We start from the raw sequence: 16,099 nt of genomic DNA on the forward strand, positions 1-16,099 counted from the left end.
TCCCGAAGCGGCGCCTTAGGAGCGCCGCAACACTGCAATCAAGGCCCGTCAAGCCGCCTTTTCGGTGGCGAAGGCCGTCATGTCGACGATCTTGTCGGCAACCGCATCGCGGACGTCCTCGTCGTGGAAAATGCCCACGATCGCGGCGCCGGCCTTCTTCTTCTCTTCGATCAGCCGGACGACGACCGCCCGGTTGGCCGCATCGAGCGATGCCGTCGGCTCGTCGAGAAGCAATAGCGGGCGATCGGCCGCGAGGCCACGGGCAATATTCACCCGCTGCTGCTCGCCACCGGAAAACGTGCCGGGCGGCAGGCTCCACAGCCGCTCGGGAACGTTCAGGAGCGTCAGCAACCGTTCGGCTCGCGCCCAGGCCTCGGCCTGCGCCATGCCGCCCTCGGACGCCGCCGCGGCGACGATATCGAGCGCCGAGACGCGCGGGATGACGCGCAGGAACTGGCTGACATAGCCCATGACTTCAGCCCGAAGCGCCAGGATACGGCGCGGCTCGGCGCGGGCGACATCGACGCTCTCGGCGCCGTCCTGGACGAGGATGGTGCCGGTGTCGCAGCGATAATTGCCGTAGATCATCTTGAGGATCGACGACTTTCCGGCGCCGGATGGTCCGCCCAGCACGACGCATTCGCCCGGTCGCGCCTCGAAGGCGACATTGTCGACCACGCGGATGCGCATGCCCTCGCGCAGATGCAGCGTAAAGGTCTTGGAGACGCCGGAAAGGCTGACGAGCGGCGGAGAGGCGGCTGAGGCGGTCATGCTGCGAGCACCGAGGAGACGAGGAGCTGGGTATAGGCCTCGCGCGGATCGTCGAGCACCTGATCGGTGAGGCCCTGTTCGATGACATGGCCATGCCGCATCACCATGATCCGGTGCGACAGCAGCCGCGCGACCGCGAGATCATGCGTCACGATGATGACGGCAAGCCCCATCTCGGCGACGAGCCCGCGCACGAGATCGAGCAACCGGGCCTGTACCGAAACATCGAGGCCCGAGGTCGGCTCGTCCATGAAGACGAGGCGCGGATGCGTGACGAGATTGCGCGCGATCTGCAGCCGCTGGCGCATGCCGCCCGAAAAGTCGCGCGGCAGGTCGTCGATGCGGTCGGTGTCGATCTCGACGCGGCCAAGCCAATCGAGCGCGGTGCCGCGAATGCGGCCATAGTGGCGCTCGCCGACCGCCATCAGCCGCTCGCCGACATTGCCGCCGGCCGAGACGCTCATGCGGAGACCCTCGCGGGCATCCTGACGCACGAAACCCCAATCGGTGCGCAGCAGGAAGCGACGCTCCGCCTCGGTCAATGCGAAGAGATCACGCGTGACGCCATCGCGCATGCGGTAGCGGATGTTTCCGGAGGTCGGGGCCAGTTCGGTCGACAGCAGCTTCAGAAGCGTCGACTTGCCCGAGCCGGATTCGCCGACGACCGCCAGCACCTCGCCTTCATGGATGTCGAAGCTCACCGCCTCGCAGCCGATGCGCGGGCCGTAGAGCTTGCCGAGATCGCGGGCGGACAAAAGCGGCAGTTCGCTCATGCGACATCTCCTTCGACGAGGACCGGGAGCGGCTCCAGCTTGAAGCTGAAGCCATATTTCTCGAAGCCGAGGCTCTCATAGAAGCGGTGCGCCTTGTCCGAGCGGAGGTTCGAAGAGAGCGCAACCTTGTACGCCCCTTTCCCCTCCGCCAGCCGGAACGCTTCGCGCATCATCCAGCCGCCGATGCCACCGCCCTGCGCGCCTTCCGCGACGACGACATTTTCGACCAGCGCCGACGGCATGCCCCAATGGGCGAGGTTGTCGATCACCATCAGGGCGAAGGTTCCGACGACGTTGCCATCCCGCTCCACGAGATAGACGGCGAAATCGGGATAGAGCGCCATGCGGGCGAAGATCGCCTGTGCCGCCTCGAGCGAGACGGTGCGGCCATTGTTGAAGCTCGGCTGCCCGTAAAGCCCGAGCAGCGCGGGAAGATCGGCCTCGACGGCCTTGCGTAAACTGAGCCCGGTCATGATTGACCTGCCGGCTGGGCGGCGTTCGCCATCTCGCCGCGATGACCGGCGTCGCGGCGGCTCGCGCAAAAATCGCTGTCGGAACAGACAAACATCCGCCCGCCGCGATCATCGAGCACGACCTCGTCGAGATAGACGCCGGTCGCGGCACAGAGCGCGCAGGGCTTCTCAAAGCGCTGCACCTCGAAGGGATGGTCCTCGAAATCGAGGCTCACGACATCCGTATAGGGCGGCACGGCGTAGATGCGCTTCTCGCGTCCAGCCCCGAAGAGCTGCAAGGCCGGCGAGCGATGCATCTTCGGATTGTCGAATTTCGGCGTCGGCGAGGGGTTCATCACATAGCGGCCGGCAACCTCGACCGGATAGTCATAGGTCGTCGCGATATGGCCGTGCCGCGCGATATCCTCGTAGAGCTTCACATGCATCAGGCCGTAATCGGCGAGCGCGTGCAGCTTGCGCGTTTCGGTTTCGCGCGGCTCGAGAAAGCGCAGCGGCTCGGGGATCGGCACCTGGTAGACGAGGATCTGGCCATCAGTGAGCGGCGTCTCGGGAATGCGGTGGCGGGTCTGGATGACGGTCGCCTCGGTCGTCCGCGTGGTGGTCTCGACGCCGGCTGTCTTGGCGAAGAACTTGCGGATCGACACGGCATTGGTTGTGTCGTCCGAGCCCTGGTCGATGACTTTCAGAACATCGTTGGGCCCGAGAACGGCCGCCGTCACCTGCACGCCGCCCGTGCCCCAGCCATAGGGCATCGGCATTTCGCGGCTGGCAAACGGCACCTGATAGCCGGGAATGGCGACCGCCTTCAGGATCGCGCGGCGGATCATCCGCTTGGTCTGCTCGTCGAGATAGGCGAAATTGTAGCCGGTCTCGGCCGGCGCCTGCGCGTTCATTCTGCCGCCTCCTTCAGGGGCTCGCGGGCGGCCTCGTGCTCGGCGCGCATGCGGCGCACCAGTCCGAGTTCGGCCTGGAAATCGACATAGTGCGGTAGCTTCAGATGCTCGACGAAGCCCGTCGCCTGGACATTGTCGCAGTGGGAGAGGACGAATTCCTCATCCTGCGCCGGGGCAACGACATCCTCGCCGAACTCGCGCGTCCTGAGGGCCCGGTCGACCAGCGACATCGACATCGCCTTCCGTTCGCTCTGGCCGAAGACGAGGCCATACCCGCGCGTGAATTGCGGCGGCTGCTCGGCATTGCCGTGAAACTGGTTGACCATCTGGCATTCTGTGAGCGCGACGGGGCCGAGCGGCACGGCGAAGCCGAGTTCCTCGGGCACGAATTCGGCCATGACCTCGCCGAAGCGGATTTCGCCGACAAAGGGATGCGTGCGGCCATAGCCGCGCTGCGTTGAATAGCCGAGCGCCAGCAGGAAGCCCTCGTCGCCGCGCGCCAAAGCCTGCAGGCGGAGATCGCGATCGGCCGGGAAATCGAGCGGCGCGCGCGTGAGATCGCCGACCGGCGCGTCGTCCACGGCCCGCTCGGCCTCGATCAGCTGCTCGCCGTCGAGGAGATCGGTGACGCGGGGCACCGCGCCGCGCTCGGGCTCAGCCTCGGCAGGCTCCGGCGGCGCGACCCCTGCTGCGAGCATGAAATCGATCAGGCGATGCGTATAGTCGAAGGTCGGCCCCAGCACCTGCCCGCCCGGCAGGTCCTTGTAGGTTGCCGAGATGCGGCGCTCGATCGCCATCTTCGCCGTCTCGAGCGGATCGGAATGGCCGAAGCGCGGCAGTGTCGTCCGGAAGGCGCGGACGAGGAAGATCGCTTCGATGAGGTCGCCCCGCGCCTGCTTGATCGCCAGCGCCGCCAGCGCCGGGTCGTAGAGGGAGCCCTCGGCCATGACGCGGTCGACGGCAAGCGAAAGCTGGTGCTCGATCTGGTCGGGCGCGATCTCGGTAATCTCTTCCGGGCCTCGCCGCTCATGGGCGAGGAGCGCGTGGGCGTTGTCGATGGCTGCCTCGCCACCTTTGACCGCGACATACATGGTTCAGGCCTCCCGGATGCGGGTGGTGCGCGGCAGCGCTGCAATAGCGCCGCTGGTCGCGAAGACGAGATCGACGCCGCGCGGGAACAGGGTACGATTGGCGGCGAGCTGTTCGGTCAACGCCGCCGGCCATGGCGCGATACCGAGCCGTCGCTCGCTCTCGATGCCCGGGCCCGAGAGGACGAGATCGCCGCCTGCGGAAAGCGCATCAACGGCAATCAGAAGGGTCGTCGAACGATCGGGATAGGCGTCATCGCCGGCCGCGAAGGCCGCGAGCGGCGGCATCGCTCCGATGTCTGTGACCAAGGCAAAATCGGCCTCGCCAGGATCAACCGTAATGCGGGTGCCCGCATGGAAGGCAAGCCATGCCGAGACAGCAGGGTCCGCGGCGAGCCCAGGATCGAGCCACACCGCCGTTTCATGATCGGCGAGCGTCAGCGCGATCGCCGCGAGTTCGGCCGGCAAGCCGCCGGGCGGCGTCAGCCGCGGCCTGAAAGCATGAATGCTGCCGGGACGCGCGAGCGCATCCATCAGCGTCCGAAAATGCGACTGCGCGTCGAGGACGGGATCGGCAAAGCCGGTGCTGGCTGCATCGAGCATGATCAATCCTCCCCGCGCACCATGGTGAAGAAGTCGACACGCGTCGCGGCCACGCGGCGCGCCTTGGTTTCGGCCGCCGCGGCGAGACGATCCCGGACGGATGAGACGGCGGCTTCGACGCGGGGGCGCTCTTCGCCCTGCCAGAGGCCATCCAGGGTGGCGGCGAGGCGCGCTTTTCGTCCGTCACGACCAAGATGATAGGCAAAGCCCGTGCGACCATCGGCGAGACGGATGGCGGCGCGCGTCACGGTTGCCTCGCCGAGATTGAAGGCGCGTCCATCGCCGCCGGCGCGGCCGCGCAGCATCACCAGACCGCTTTCAGCCGGGCGAATATCGGTAGCCGCAGGGATATCGCCGAGACGGGCCAGAGCGGCGTCCAGCTCGGCGGACGAGGCTGCGGACAGTGCCGCCATCAGCGACTGGCGCGCCGCGATCTCGGGCGGAGCATTCGTTGCTGCCGACCTCATCTGGTCGCGATCGCGGGTCGTCGCATGATTGGCCTGGGGATCGTCGGTCATGGCAATTCCGCGCCTTCCGTTTCGATTTGTCTAATGGTATAGACAACCACATGATCAAGTCCAGTGACGATTTCATGACGGTGGCGGACGGCGTTGACGACGCCGATGATGGGCGCGAAATCGCGCGCGGCGGGGGTATCTCGGCCTGGCGGCAGATTGCCGACGACATCGAGGCCGACATTTCGGCCGGCCGTTTTCCCGCCGGCGCGCAGCTTCCGACCGAGGCTCAGCTGGCGACCCGCTTTGCCGTCAACCGCCATACCGTGCGCCGAGGACTCTCCGAACTCGCGGTCCGCGGCCTCGTTCGCGCCACCCAGGGGCGCGGAACCTTCGTCGAGGCACGGCCCATCCGCTACCCCATCGGGCCGCGCACCCGCTTCTCCGAAATCGTCTCGCGCGCCGGGCGCGAGGCAGGCGGTCGCCTGCTGGGTTCGGCCGTCGTTGCCGCCGATGCCCGCACCGCCGCCGCGCTTGGTGTCGCTGAAGGCGCACCGGTCATCCGCCTCGACACGCTGCGCTCCGCCGACGGCACCCCGATCTCGCTTGGCAGCGGCTTCTTTCCGTTGCCGCGTTTCGAGCGCTTCGGCGACGCCTATCTGGCTTATGGATCCATCACCGGCGCGCTCGCCTCGCGCGGGGTGGACGATTATCGCCGGTTGGAGACCCGCATTTCGGCCCGGCCTGCCAGCGCGGAGGAAGCGGCGAGCCTCGATCTCGCACCGGGACGCCTGCTGCTCGCCGTCGACAGCATCAATGTCGACGGTGACGGCACGCCGATCCAGTTCACCCGTGCCCTCTTTGCCGCCGACCGGACGGAAATCGTCGTCGAGAGCTAGACGATCTTCTTGTTGCCGATGATGGCGAGGCGAAGCCGCGTCGAGATGAAGTCGATGATGGCGACGGTGACCAGGATCATAAGGATCAGGAACGCGACCTGCTTCAGTTCCAGGACGCGGATCAGCTCGGTCAGATAGATGCCGACGCCACCGGCCCCGACGATGCCGATGATCGTCGCCGAGCGGGTATTCGTTTCGAAGTAATAGAGCACCTGGCTCGCGATGACCGGCAGCACGCCGGGCACGAGGCCGAAGCGGACCTGATGCACGCGGCTGCCACCCGAGGCGGCGATACCTTCGGACGCCTTGCCGTCGGTCGCCTCGATCGCTTCGGAGAACAGCTTGCCGAAGGAGCCAAAATCCGAACAGGCCATGGCGAGCACACCGGCGAACGGACCAAGGCCGACGACGTTGATCCACATTAGCGCCCAGATCAGCGTATCGACGGAACGGATGACGTCGAAGGCGCGCCGCGTGCCGAAATGCACGAAGATGTTCGGAATGACGTTGCGCGCCGCGAGGAATGCGACCGGAAAGGCGAGGAGCGCGGCGGTCAGCGTGCCGAGAAAGGCGATGCCCAGCGTTTCGCCGAGCGCCCCGAGGAAGACGAAGAAGCGGCCCTCCGGCGCAGGCGGCATCATCAGCACGGCGAAGCGGCCGAGCCGCGACAAGCCGTTCAGGATGCGGATCAACGAGAAATCGAGCGCGACCATGGCGCCGAACGCGACGGCAATGATGGCGAGCGGTACGAGGATGACCATCGCCCGGTTGCGCGGCGAAAGGCGGAAGGCTTCGGGATGACGCGCCTTCAGCCCGGCAAGATCGGCGCGCGCCGCGGCGGACAGTCGCCCTCTGCCCGATGGTCCGGCCGACGTGGAGAACGACTCGCTCATCGTGCGCCCTCGAAGCCGATAAGCCGGTGACGGACCTGCTCGGTCACAAGATCGATGACGATGACCGTTGCGATGATCATCAAGAGGATCGCGCTGACGTCCGAATAATAGAAATTGCGGATCGCGACGAGAAACTCCTGCCCGATGCCGCCAGCACCGACAAAGCCCATGACGCCGGCACCGCGCACATTGATCTCGAAGCGCAGCAGCGCGTAGGAGGCGAAGCCCGGGGCCACCTGCGGCAGGACCCCGTAGCGGACGGTCTGGATCCAGGACGCACCGGTAGCCTGCAGCCCTTCGACCGGCTTCATGTCGATATTCTCGACGACCTCGGCGAAGAGCTTGCCGAGCGCGCCCGTCGTGTGGATCGCCAGCGCGAACACGCCGGCCATCGGACCGAGGCCGAAGGCGATGACGAAGATCAGCGCGAAGACGATGTCGGGGACCGTGCGGCAGAATTCGAGCAGCCGGCGCGCACCGACGCGCGACCAGCGGCTGCGAGCGAGATTGGCCGAGGCGACGAAACAGAGCGCGAAGGCCGCGACGGCGCCCATCAACGTGCCGAGATAGGCGATCAGGATCGTCTGGCCGAGCAGGCCGAGCCAGGCGGGGAAATTCCAGTACCAGGCTCTCATATCGGCGAGAAGGTTGCCGGATGAGAAATCAGGGATCGTACGCACGATGAACGAGCCGAAATTGCCGATATTGGTGACGAGCGTGACCGGGCGCACATGGGCCAGATAGCCGCTCACCAGCGCGAGCAGGATGATGGTCACCAGCACGGCGGCGCCGCGCCAGCGCCGGACCGAGACGGCGGCGGCATAGGCACTGGCCAGCGCACGCGCCTGTGGCTCGGGCAGAACGGGGATCGCAGTCGCCAAGGATCAGGTCCAGAGGTTCGAAGGGGATTGCAGACAGACGAAGGGCGGCCGACGGCCGCCCTTCGCTGATCGATGGATGTTACGAGCTCTTCTTGCGCTGCGCGTCGTTGAACTTCACCATGTCGACGACAGGCTGATAGTCCTTGGCCGAGATCGGGGCGAACTCGATGTCCTTGCCGTCGGAGAGGCCGGCGAAGGCCTTCGGGTCGTTCTTGGGCATGGTCAGGAAGGCCTCGGTGATCTGCTTCTTCAGATCAGCCGGCAGCGAGGCGAGCACCGAATAGGGTCCTTCCGGCAGGAAGTCCGACTTGAAGACGATGCGGAAGTCGTCCTTCGTCATCGGCTTGCCATCGGCGTCCTTGAGCACGCCCTTGGTGATCATGCGCGTCAGGTTGCTGTCGTCTTCCGAGTTCCACGAATTCGCGGCGGCGTCGACCGTGCCCTGCGCAAGCGCCAGGACGGCGTTGTCATGGCTGCCGGCGAAGATCGCCTGCGAGAAGAACGTATCGACGTCCTTACCGTCGCGATGCAGGAAGAAGCGCGGCGCATTGTTGCCCGAGGTGGAGTTCGGATCGACGAGGGCGAGCTTCTTGCCCTTGAGGTCGTCGATCGACTTATAGGGGCTGTTCGCCAGCGTGTAGATAACCGAGTAGTAGCCGGTCAGACCGTTCGAATGGCGCGACACGGCAACCGGCTCGGTCGCCACGCCCGTCAGCACAGCGCGGGCATAGGAGGCCGGGCCATAGAAGGCGATCTGCGCATTGCCGGCGCGCTGGGCCTCGATGACGGCCGCATAGTCGGTCGCGACCGCGAGCTTGACCGGAACGCCGAGCTGCTTGCCGAGATAGTCGGCCAGCGGCTGATAGCGGTCGGTGGTGGTCGAGGCGTTCTCGGCCGGGATCACGGCGAGCGTCAGCTCGGGATACTGGGCCTTCCAGTCCTCGGCATGAGCAGCGCCGGCAAGCGCAAGGCTCGCGAAGGCGGCGCCGATCAGGGTGCGGCGATTGAACATTGGTCTCTCCAAAGTGATGGCGCCAGTCCGGCGCCGGTTGTCATGCCGGGTCGGGCATCAGACGGCGACGGCGTAAGGGCCGACGGCGGCCGAACGGGGTTCACGAGCGGGCGCGGCCTCCAGCGCTTCTCCGGCCTCGAGGCCATAGAGATCGCGGGCGACATCCTCGGTCAGCATTTCGGGCGCCCCATCGAAGACGACGCTTCCGGCCGACATGCCGATCAGCCGGTCGCAATAGGTGCGGGCCAGATCGAGCGAGTGCAAATTGCAGATGACGGTGATGCCGTAGTGGCGATTGATGCGCAGCAGCGCGTCCATGACCACCTTCGTGTTGCGGGGGTCGAGCGAGGCGATCGGCTCGTCAGCAAGGATCGCGTCCGGCTCCTGCACCAGGGCGCGCGCAATGGCGACCCGCTGCTGCTGGCCGCCCGACAGGCTGTCGGCGCGCTGGGCGGCAAGGCCGGCAATGTCGAACTGTTCAAGGGCCGACAGAGCAATGGCGCGGTCCTCCTCGCTCCACAGGCGGAGGAGCGAACGCGCGGTCGGCACCTTGTTGAGCCTGCCCATCAGCACATTGGTGAGCACATCCAAACGCCCGACCAGATTGAACTGCTGGAAGATCATCGCGCAGCGGGCACGCCAATCGCGGAGCGCCCGGCCGTCCAAGCGCGTCACGTCGACATCGTCAAAGCGGATCGAACCCGAGGTCGGGTCAACAAGACGATTGATCATCCGCAGCAATGTCGACTTGCCGGCACCGGAACGGCCGATCACGCCGACGAAGCTGCCGCCGGCAATGGAAAGGCTCACGCCCGAGACGGCGGCCTTGTTGTTGAAGCGCCGCGAGACGTCATCCAATACGAGCATCAGGCATTCTCCTCGTTCCCGGGAGAGTGCTGAAACCATGCGAAACTGGTGTGACAGCGCAGATGCCGTGTGGACGACAGTGCAAGGCGTTGCGATTCTTCAGCCAATACGATCAGCCGGCTCAGTCATCGTGGTGTCACGCGCTGCGGCGACCTTCGCACATCAGTCCCCCGGACCACGCCCATGCGCCTCAGCGAACATCCAACGATCCATGCGACCGCGACCATCCGCGCCTGCCGCCTCGGCAGATATACCGAGGTCGGCGCTGCCTGCGACCTCGCAGAGAGCGAGCTTGGCGACTATTCCTACATCTCGCCAGGTGGCGAGGTGATCTACAGCACGATCGGCAAGTTCTGCTCCATCGCCGCCGCGGTGCGGATCAATCCCGGCAATCATCCGCATTGGCGCGCCTCGCAGTCGCATTTCACCTATCGCTCGTCCTATTATTTCGACGGCGAAGCTGACGAGACGGAATTCTTCGACTGGCGGCGCGCGCAGCCAGTGACGATCGGTCATGACGTGTGGATCGGCCATGGCGTCACGATCCTCGCGGGGGTCAACATCGGCACGGGCGCGATCATCGGCGCGGGTGCGGTGGTTGCGAAGGATGTCGGACCCTACGAAATAGCCGTCGGCGTGGGCGCCCGGACAATCAAGCGCCGCTTCCCGGAAATGATCGCCGAGCGCCTGTTCCGGCTTTCCTGGTGGGACTGGGACCATGAGCGGCTCCGGGCGGCGCTCCCCGACTTCCGCGCCCTCCCGATCGAAGCCTTTCTCGATCGCCACGGCGGCTGAACGACTTTTTTTCGCAAATACCCCTCAATTTGCAGTAATCGGTGCAAGGTTTCGAAAAGGATTGCGACCGCAGAACGGGGTCGTTCCTCGCACCGGCGGTCCGTCCATGAAGAGCATCGGCAGCGTTCTCGACGCCAACCGGGGCATTGGCCCCGGGTTCAATCTGCTGCGCCTGATCCTCGCGCTGACCGTCGTCTTCATCCATTGCAGCCTGATCGACAATGGCGCCGCCGCGGATCAATTCTGGCCCTATGGCGCGCGCTGGGCGCTGAACAATCTTCCCGTTCCGATGTTCTTCGTCGTCAGCGGCTTTCTGGTCGCGGCCAGCGTCGAGCGACTGAGCATCGACCAGTTCCTCGTCAACCGGCTGCTGCGCATCCTGCCGGCGCTGATCCTCGTCGTCGCGCTTGCCGCGCTGGTGCTCGGGCCATTGCTGACCGAGGACTCGCTCGCGACCTATTTCAGCCAACGCGGCTTCTACAGCTATTTCCTCAATGCCGCCGGACTGCATCACGACGCCCTGCCCGGCGTCTTCGAGACCAACCCCGTCGACGAGATCAACGGATCGCTCTGGACGATCCCGCATGAGGTGAGCTGCTACATCCTTTTGGCGGTCATCGCCGGCTTCGGCCTGCTGCGGCGTCGCTGGCTGGTGCTCGCCGCCACGATCGGCCTCTATGGCCTCGCCATCGGCTTCTGGCTGATCGATCGCTACGGCCTGCATTTTCCGATGGGCGACAAGCTGACCTATATCTTCGTCTGGCGCGGTGCGGCGAAGCTGGTGCCCTTGTTCCTGACCGGCACGCTCTTCCATCTCTTCCGCGCCGAGATTCCGATGAGCCGTGTCCTCGGGCTTACGGCCGGCGCGGCGCTCGTCGCCATCGCGGTGATCGGCAATCCGAGCTGGCAGGACAATCCGATCGTCTGGGCGGTCACTGCGCCGCTCTTTGCCTATGTCGCCGTCTATCTCGGCCTGTCCGCGTGGTTCGCGCTGCCGATCCTCGCCGGCCTCGATTATTCCTACGGCATCTACCTGTTCGGCTTCCCGGTGCAGCAGACGCTGATCCATTTCCTGCCGGGGATGAGCAACTATTGGGTCTTCTTCGTCATCAGCGCGGTGCCCACGGTCATTCTCGCAGCGCTGTCCTGGCATTTCGTCGAGAAGCCGGCGCTTGGCCTCAAGCGGACGATCGGGCCGATGGTTCATGCGCTGGTGAGGCGGAGACGGCGCTCGCCCGCCCGCGCGTGAAGCGGTTCAGCACCTGCATCTGCGGCATGAGGGGCGGCACGAAGCCGTCATTGGTTCCGACCATGAACCAGAGCAGCGCGGCGGTCTTGATCGAATAGGGCGAGTCGCTGATCAACAGCAGCAGGCAGATATAAGTCGCCACCAGCATCTTGAACCGCCAGGCATCAGGATTGTCCTCGCGGCCGAAGATGAACAGCGTCCAGAAGCCGATGACACCGAAGATGCCGATCTCACTGATCGTATAGGCATAGCCGGAGTCGGACAGGAACGGCTTGTCGGGCGAAATGCCGAAGGCGCCGCGAATATCCAGCGACGTCAAAAGACGGGCGGTCCAGAGCAGGCGCCCTCCCAGATCGTTGCGCCAGTCGACCTCGGCACTGGTGAAGCCGTAGATCGCCAGCGCCAGCATCACGGCCATCGGCAGGAAATACCAGGCGATCCGCGGCAGGCGGAACGGCACCAGCGAGAGCGCGGTCGCGGCGATGCAGACATAGAGTCCGAAGCGCGCATCGGAGAGGATGATCGGCATGGCACCGAGCACGAACAGCGTCTTCCGCCAGCGCATGTCCTTCCGGTAGAGCGCCCACATATAGAGGATCGCCCCGAAATTGCCGGCCGAGACGGGCTCCAGGAAGACCGAGGAGACGCGGTGCGGTCCCAGGAAAGGCAGGATGTTGCGCGCGTCCGGGCGCAGGCCGCTGGCGAAAAGGCCGGACTCACCCGTGACGTCGGAGGCCGCGACGGTTCCGCGCGCGACGTAGTAGGCGATGATGTTGAAATACTTGATATAAATGTCGAGAAAGAAATATTCGAACAGGCCGAAGAACAGCACGATCGCGCCTGAGATCAGCGCTGCCAGATCGGCGATCCGGCGATCAGGATAGCGACGGCCAAGCGTGTAGAAGGTGATCGGGATCAGGAAGTCGCGGATCGCCTTCAGGTCGAGCATCGGCCGGAGCGCCATGATCAGCGCCATGTAGCTCATGAAGATGCCGAGGATCAGCCACAGCGTCACCTTGCGGTTGACCCCGAGCGCGAAGGCCGCGCTGATCAGCACCATCTCGGCGCCCATCACCATCGTGTCGGTCACCCGGAACACCACGGTGTTGACGAAACAGAGCAGGAGATTGAACACCAGCGCGCCGACGAGGATCAGCACGATCGCCGGCTGGTGGATCCGATCTCGGATGGCATCGGGGTCGAACGCGCCGAAGGCGGTATCGACGCGGCCGGTGGCGAAGGAGCGCATGGCCGCGCCGTCAGCGATCGATGACGCCGACCACGCCGATCGCGGCCGAAGCGAGCGGGCCGAGCGAGGCGATGAGGTCGCGGATGTCCTCGCTGGAGCTGCGGCCGGTCGTCGCCACCACGATGACGGCGTCGACATATCCGTAGCTCGCCGCGAGCGTCCGCGTGTCGCGCGATGGGCCGCCGTCAATGAGGATGAATTCGCGGCCTTCGAGCCCGAAGGGATCGCTGCTCTCGGCGTCCGACCTGCCCGCGCGGTGGCGTGCGCCATGTGTGCCGAGGAGGCGCTCGCTGACTTCCTTGTGCGCCGCTCGGGTAGCGGCTGGTGCCGAGCGCTCGATCCGCAGCATCGACGAAATATCGTTCGCCGAGCAAAGCAGCGTCTCCTCTCCGAGATCGGCAAGCGCCCCGGCGAGGCCCCGCGCGACGCGCGGACCATTCAGGACCGAGCCCGCCTCGATGAGCAGGATCGTTGCCGGCAACGCATCGGCGAGATGGATCGCGAGCGCCTGCGCGGCCGGCAGGAGCGCCTCGCGATCGGCGGCGTCGGGATCGTCCGCCTCGACATGCGCAACGCCGTCGCGCTTTAGCCAGCGGCGACGACGCGATGGCAGCACCCCGACCAGCTCCGTGCCGAGGCTGCCGCTGATGGCGCGGAGCCTTGCAATCGGATCGGTAGCAAGGAAGTCCACGGCGAAGGCAAGCGCAATGCCGGCGGCGAGCCCGAACAAGGTTCCGGCCGCCAGGACAATCGCCTTTGGCGGGGCAGACGCCTTGACCGGCGGGACGGCGACCGAAATCACGCGCGAATTGTTGGTCTGGATCTGCTGCTGGAGATCCAGCTCCTTGGTGCGGTTCAGCACCGCATTGTACACTTGCTGGATCGCGTCAGCGTCGCCTTGCAGCTCGCGCGCCCGGATTTCCGCGGTGTTGCTTGTGGCCTGCGTCGCAGTGATCGCCTGCTCCTGCGCCTTCAGCGAGGCGAGATTGGCCTTGGCGCGGCTATAATCGATCTCGATGGCCTGCTTGATGCGGACGATCTCGGCATCGATCAGCCTCGCCACCGCATCGCGTTCGGATTCGGCTTGCTGCAGCGCCGGGTGATTGGGGCCGAGGGACCGGGCGAGTTCCGCCAGTTGCTGAACGACGCGGCCATATTGCGTCCTGAGCGCCGTAATGGTGGGCGAGCTGATCACCTCGGGAATTCCGCCGGCCTCGACCACTGAGAGATCAAGTCCACGCACCTGATCGCGGCGCGCCTCGAGTTGCGCCACCTGAGCCGTAGCAGCAGTGATGCGGGTGGTGAGGTCCTGCAGACGCTGGTTGACGACGAGACCGGCCGTACCGGTCGTGACGAGGCCATTCTCAGCGCGGAATTGCTCCAGGCGGTGCTGCGCGTCTTCAAACTGCGCGCGCAGCGAGGTCGCCTGGCCGACAAGGGATTCATTCGCCTGCCGCGCGGCGGCAAGGCGCGCTTCGCGGCTTTGCGCCAGATAGACGGTCGAGATTGTGTTGGCGATGAGCGCGGCGCGATCCGCGTCGTCATGCGTCACGGTGATCTGGAATACGAGCGAGGGATCGGCGCGGTGAACGACGACGTTGCCGCGCAGCATGTCGAGCACATGGACGAAGCGCGGGCTTACGGCGCCGCTGCCATCGGCCGGCCAGTTGACCATGGAGCCGGCATAGAAGGGATCGTGCTCGAGATCAAGCTTGCGGATCACCTCGGCCAGAACATTGGTGGAGGCGATGATCAGCGGCTGGCTGTCGACATTCGCGAAATCGATCGATGCCGAACTGTCGGTCGGCAGGATATCGCGCCCGACAACCTGCAGACCCTGCGGATCGACGAGAATCTCAACCGTCGAGCGGTAAACGGGATGCTGATGGTGAATATAGAGCGCGGCAAGCACCAGGAAGAGCAGACCGCAGCCGATGACGAGCGCGAAGCGGCGGCGGATCACCGCGACCAGTTCCATGACATCGATCGACGATAGCGGCCGGCGAGCGGGAAGCACTGCCTCCATGAGCCGTCCATCCGCCCGCGCGAGCATTCCCGTTCCTCATTCAGGCGTGGCGGCCGGCTCACGGCGGTGGCACGCGAGACCATGCCGAAGACGCCGCATTGCGGCGGATGGCCACCTTGTCGATGCGATGCCGCGATATTGACCCAAACAGGGTTAAGAAATTGAAACTGCGGCCTTAGGGTTAACGCCCGTAAACTAATTGTGGCGCTGATCGTTAAATTGGGCTTAACACTAAAAGCAAGTACCGGATTTTCCACGGTGTTTTCGATTTTGTCGCTGCCATCCTTCGGGTATCCACCGACAGGCAAAATGTAAAACTCGAATCAAATGTCATATGACGGTCCAGATCGGCGGTGGGTTCCCCGTTTTCTTCGCGTGGGCGGGGTACACATTCCCTATGCCTCGCGGGAGAAAGTCCTCCAGACCATCGATCGATCGTTTCATGACCGCAGCCAGATCCGCGTCGCCTTCTGCAATGCGCATACAATGGTCTCCGCGCTGCGCTCGCAGGGTTATATCGACACGCTCTCGCATTTCCTGGTGCTGAATGACGGTGTCGGGCTCGACCTGGCATCGTCGCTGTTCATGGGACATGGCTTCGAGGACAATCTGAACGGCACCGATCTTGTCCCCGAGATCCTCGAAAAGGCCAGCGCGCCGGTTTCGATCTACATGCTCGGCGCCAAGCAGCATGTCGTCGAAGAAGCCGGCCGCCAGCTTGCCGCCCGCTTTCCCCGCCACCGCATCGTCGGCATGCATCACGGCTATCTGAAGCGCGAGGACGAGGCCGGCGTGGTGGCCAAGATCAATGCCTCGGGAGCCGACCTCCTGCTCGTCGCCATGGGCAATCCTCGCCAGGAACAGTTCATCGACCGTAACGCTGCGGACCTGTCGCCTCGCGTCCTGATCGGCGTCGGCGCGCTGTTTGATTTCATCAGCGGCACGGTGCCCCGTGCGCCGCAATGGATGCGCATGCTGCGCCTCGAATGGCTGTTCCGCCTGATGATCGAGCCACGCCGCCTCGGCTGGCGCTATACCGGCGGGCTCGCAATCTTCCTTGTCGAGATCATGCGGCTGCGCGTTGCCCGCATGTGGGCGAAGCCGGAAGATCTTGAGCGCGAGGAACAGAACCTGCCCAAACGCCTCCGGCCGGAAAACTGAGACGGGCCATG

17 protein-coding genes are annotated in these 16,099 nt (G+C 65.2%); 4 read left to right on the forward strand and 13 right to left on the reverse strand.

Going from position 1 to position 16,099, the window contains the following annotated elements:
* Nucleotides 1-48 precede the first annotated feature (48 nt).
* From phnL to phnG, 7 genes are read right to left on the reverse strand one after another with little or no spacing between them, the layout of a single operon-like run.
* Nucleotides 49-771, reverse strand: a complete 723-nt coding sequence (phnL, locus tag BUB39_RS04865) for a phosphonate C-P lyase system protein PhnL (protein ID WP_073051844.1) — start codon at nt 769-771, stop codon at nt 49-51.
* Nucleotides 768-1,544, reverse strand: a complete 777-nt coding sequence (phnK, locus tag BUB39_RS04870; RefSeq protein WP_073051845.1) for a phosphonate C-P lyase system protein PhnK — start codon at nt 1,542-1,544, stop codon at nt 768-770. The genes phnL and phnK overlap by 4 nt, the downstream gene beginning before the upstream one ends.
* A complete protein-coding gene (locus BUB39_RS04875; RefSeq protein WP_073051846.1) occupies nt 1,541-2,017 on the reverse strand; it encodes a GNAT family N-acetyltransferase in 477 nt (158 codons plus the stop codon). The genes phnK and BUB39_RS04875 overlap by 4 nt, the downstream gene beginning before the upstream one ends.
* Nucleotides 2,014-2,910, reverse strand: a complete 897-nt coding sequence (locus tag BUB39_RS04880) for an alpha-D-ribose 1-methylphosphonate 5-phosphate C-P-lyase PhnJ (protein ID WP_073051847.1) — start codon at nt 2,908-2,910, stop codon at nt 2,014-2,016. Before BUB39_RS04880 ends, BUB39_RS04875 begins: the two co-directional genes overlap by 4 nt.
* Nucleotides 2,907-4,001 (reverse strand): carbon-phosphorus lyase complex subunit, encoded by a 1,095-nt coding sequence (locus tag BUB39_RS04885; protein ID WP_073051848.1) that lies wholly within the window; start codon nt 3,999-4,001, stop codon nt 2,907-2,909. The genes BUB39_RS04880 and BUB39_RS04885 overlap by 4 nt, the downstream gene beginning before the upstream one ends.
* A 3-nt stretch (nt 4,002-4,004) precedes the next feature.
* Entirely contained in the window at nt 4,005-4,601 is a 597-nt protein-coding gene (gene phnH / locus BUB39_RS04890) for a phosphonate C-P lyase system protein PhnH (protein WP_073051849.1), read from the reverse strand.
* A gap of 2 nt (nt 4,602-4,603) precedes the next feature.
* A complete protein-coding gene (gene phnG, locus BUB39_RS04895) occupies nt 4,604-5,068 on the reverse strand; it encodes a phosphonate C-P lyase system protein PhnG (protein WP_073052774.1) in 465 nt (154 codons plus the stop codon).
* A gap of 101 nt (nt 5,069-5,169) precedes the next feature.
* Here phnG and phnF point away from each other — a divergent pair, with 101 nt between their 5' ends.
* Nucleotides 5,170-5,955 carry a phosphonate metabolism transcriptional regulator PhnF gene (gene phnF / locus BUB39_RS04900; protein WP_084526886.1) on the forward strand — a complete coding sequence of 262 codons (786 nt, stop codon included), beginning with the start codon at nt 5,170-5,172 and terminating at the stop codon, nt 5,953-5,955.
* Here phnF and phnE (BUB39_RS04905) read toward each other — a convergent pair.
* The 4 genes from phnE (BUB39_RS04905) to phnC form a co-directional block, all read right to left on the reverse strand.
* Complete coding sequence (gene phnE, locus BUB39_RS04905) at nt 5,952-6,848, reverse strand: phosphonate ABC transporter, permease protein PhnE (protein WP_084526887.1); 897 nt, start codon at nt 6,846-6,848, stop codon at nt 5,952-5,954. The two genes, phnF and phnE (BUB39_RS04905), sit on opposite strands and share 4 nt — an antisense overlap.
* A complete protein-coding gene (gene phnE, locus BUB39_RS04910) occupies nt 6,845-7,729 on the reverse strand; it encodes a phosphonate ABC transporter, permease protein PhnE (RefSeq protein ID WP_073051850.1) in 885 nt (294 codons plus the stop codon). The genes phnE (BUB39_RS04905) and phnE (BUB39_RS04910) overlap by 4 nt, the downstream gene beginning before the upstream one ends.
* Nucleotides 7,730-7,808: 79 nt before the next feature.
* Nucleotides 7,809-8,741, reverse strand: coding sequence for a phosphonate ABC transporter substrate-binding protein (gene phnD, locus BUB39_RS04915; protein ID WP_073051851.1), 933 nt, complete (start codon nt 8,739-8,741; stop codon nt 7,809-7,811).
* Nucleotides 8,742-8,798: 57 nt separating this feature from the next.
* Nucleotides 8,799-9,608 carry a phosphonate ABC transporter ATP-binding protein gene (gene phnC, locus BUB39_RS04920; RefSeq protein WP_073051852.1) on the reverse strand — a complete coding sequence of 270 codons (810 nt, stop codon included), beginning with the start codon at nt 9,606-9,608 and terminating at the stop codon, nt 8,799-8,801.
* Between the two features lie 183 nt (nt 9,609-9,791).
* Between phnC and BUB39_RS04925 the strand changes: the two genes are divergently transcribed.
* Together BUB39_RS04925 and BUB39_RS04930 are read left to right on the forward strand one after the other, a co-directional pair.
* A complete protein-coding gene (locus tag BUB39_RS04925; protein ID WP_073051853.1) occupies nt 9,792-10,403 on the forward strand; it encodes a DapH/DapD/GlmU-related protein in 612 nt (203 codons plus the stop codon).
* Between the two features lie 106 nt (nt 10,404-10,509).
* A complete protein-coding gene (locus BUB39_RS04930; RefSeq protein WP_073051854.1) occupies nt 10,510-11,652 on the forward strand; it encodes an acyltransferase family protein in 1,143 nt (380 codons plus the stop codon).
* On the opposite strand, the gene BUB39_RS04935 is transcribed toward BUB39_RS04930, so the two are convergent.
* Nucleotides 11,582-12,901, reverse strand: coding sequence for a hypothetical protein (locus BUB39_RS04935; protein WP_073051855.1), 1,320 nt, complete (start codon nt 12,899-12,901; stop codon nt 11,582-11,584). The two genes, BUB39_RS04930 and BUB39_RS04935, sit on opposite strands and share 71 nt — an antisense overlap.
* Nucleotides 12,902-12,911: 10 nt before the next feature.
* Nucleotides 12,912-14,954: a GumC family protein gene (locus tag BUB39_RS04940; RefSeq protein ID WP_073051856.1), complete on the reverse strand. Its 2,043-nt coding sequence runs from the start codon at nt 14,952-14,954 to the stop codon at nt 12,912-12,914.
* 348 nt (nt 14,955-15,302) lie between these two features.
* Between BUB39_RS04940 and BUB39_RS04945 the strand changes: the two genes are divergently transcribed.
* A complete protein-coding gene (locus BUB39_RS04945; RefSeq protein WP_073051857.1) occupies nt 15,303-16,088 on the forward strand; it encodes a WecB/TagA/CpsF family glycosyltransferase in 786 nt (261 codons plus the stop codon).
* The last annotated feature ends 11 nt before the right edge of the window (nt 16,089-16,099 follow it).

The sequence above is a fragment of the Kaistia soli DSM 19436 genome (assembly GCF_900129325.1).
GTDB lineage: Bacteria > Pseudomonadota > Alphaproteobacteria > Rhizobiales > Kaistiaceae > Kaistia > Kaistia soli.

Bases quoted from the DNA above. Each gene is read 5' to 3' on its own strand.
- phnL (WP_073051844.1), bottom strand. From the start codon at position 771: ATGACCGCCTCAGCCGCCTCTCCGCCGCTCGTCAGCCTTTCCGGCGTC.
- phnK (WP_073051845.1), bottom strand. From the start codon at position 1,544: ATGAGCGAACTGCCGCTTTTGTCCGCCCGCGATCTCGGCAAGCTCTAC.
- BUB39_RS04875 (WP_073051846.1), bottom strand. From the start codon at position 2,017: ATGACCGGGCTCAGTTTACGCAAGGCCGTCGAGGCCGATCTTCCCGCG.
- BUB39_RS04880 (WP_073051847.1), bottom strand. From the start codon at position 2,910: ATGAACGCGCAGGCGCCGGCCGAGACCGGCTACAATTTCGCCTATCTC.
- BUB39_RS04885 (WP_073051848.1), bottom strand. From the start codon at position 4,001: ATGTATGTCGCGGTCAAAGGTGGCGAGGCAGCCATCGACAACGCCCAC.
- phnH (WP_073051849.1), bottom strand. From the start codon at position 4,601: ATGCTCGATGCAGCCAGCACCGGCTTTGCCGATCCCGTCCTCGACGCG.
- phnG (WP_073052774.1), bottom strand. From the start codon at position 5,068: ATGAGGTCGGCAGCAACGAATGCTCCGCCCGAGATCGCGGCGCGCCAG.
- phnF (WP_084526886.1), top strand. From the start codon at position 5,170: ATGATCAAGTCCAGTGACGATTTCATGACGGTGGCGGACGGCGTTGAC.
- phnE (WP_084526887.1), bottom strand. From the start codon at position 6,848: ATGAGCGAGTCGTTCTCCACGTCGGCCGGACCATCGGGCAGAGGGCGA.
- phnD (WP_073051851.1), bottom strand. From the start codon at position 8,741: ATGTTCAATCGCCGCACCCTGATCGGCGCCGCCTTCGCGAGCCTTGCG.
- phnC (WP_073051852.1), bottom strand. From the start codon at position 9,608: ATGCTCGTATTGGATGACGTCTCGCGGCGCTTCAACAACAAGGCCGCC.
- BUB39_RS04925 (WP_073051853.1), top strand. From the start codon at position 9,792: ATGCGCCTCAGCGAACATCCAACGATCCATGCGACCGCGACCATCCGC.
- BUB39_RS04930 (WP_073051854.1), top strand. From the start codon at position 10,510: ATGAAGAGCATCGGCAGCGTTCTCGACGCCAACCGGGGCATTGGCCCC.
- BUB39_RS04935 (WP_073051855.1), bottom strand. From the start codon at position 12,901: ATGCGCTCCTTCGCCACCGGCCGCGTCGATACCGCCTTCGGCGCGTTC.
- BUB39_RS04940 (WP_073051856.1), bottom strand. From the start codon at position 14,954: ATGCTCGCGCGGGCGGATGGACGGCTCATGGAGGCAGTGCTTCCCGCT.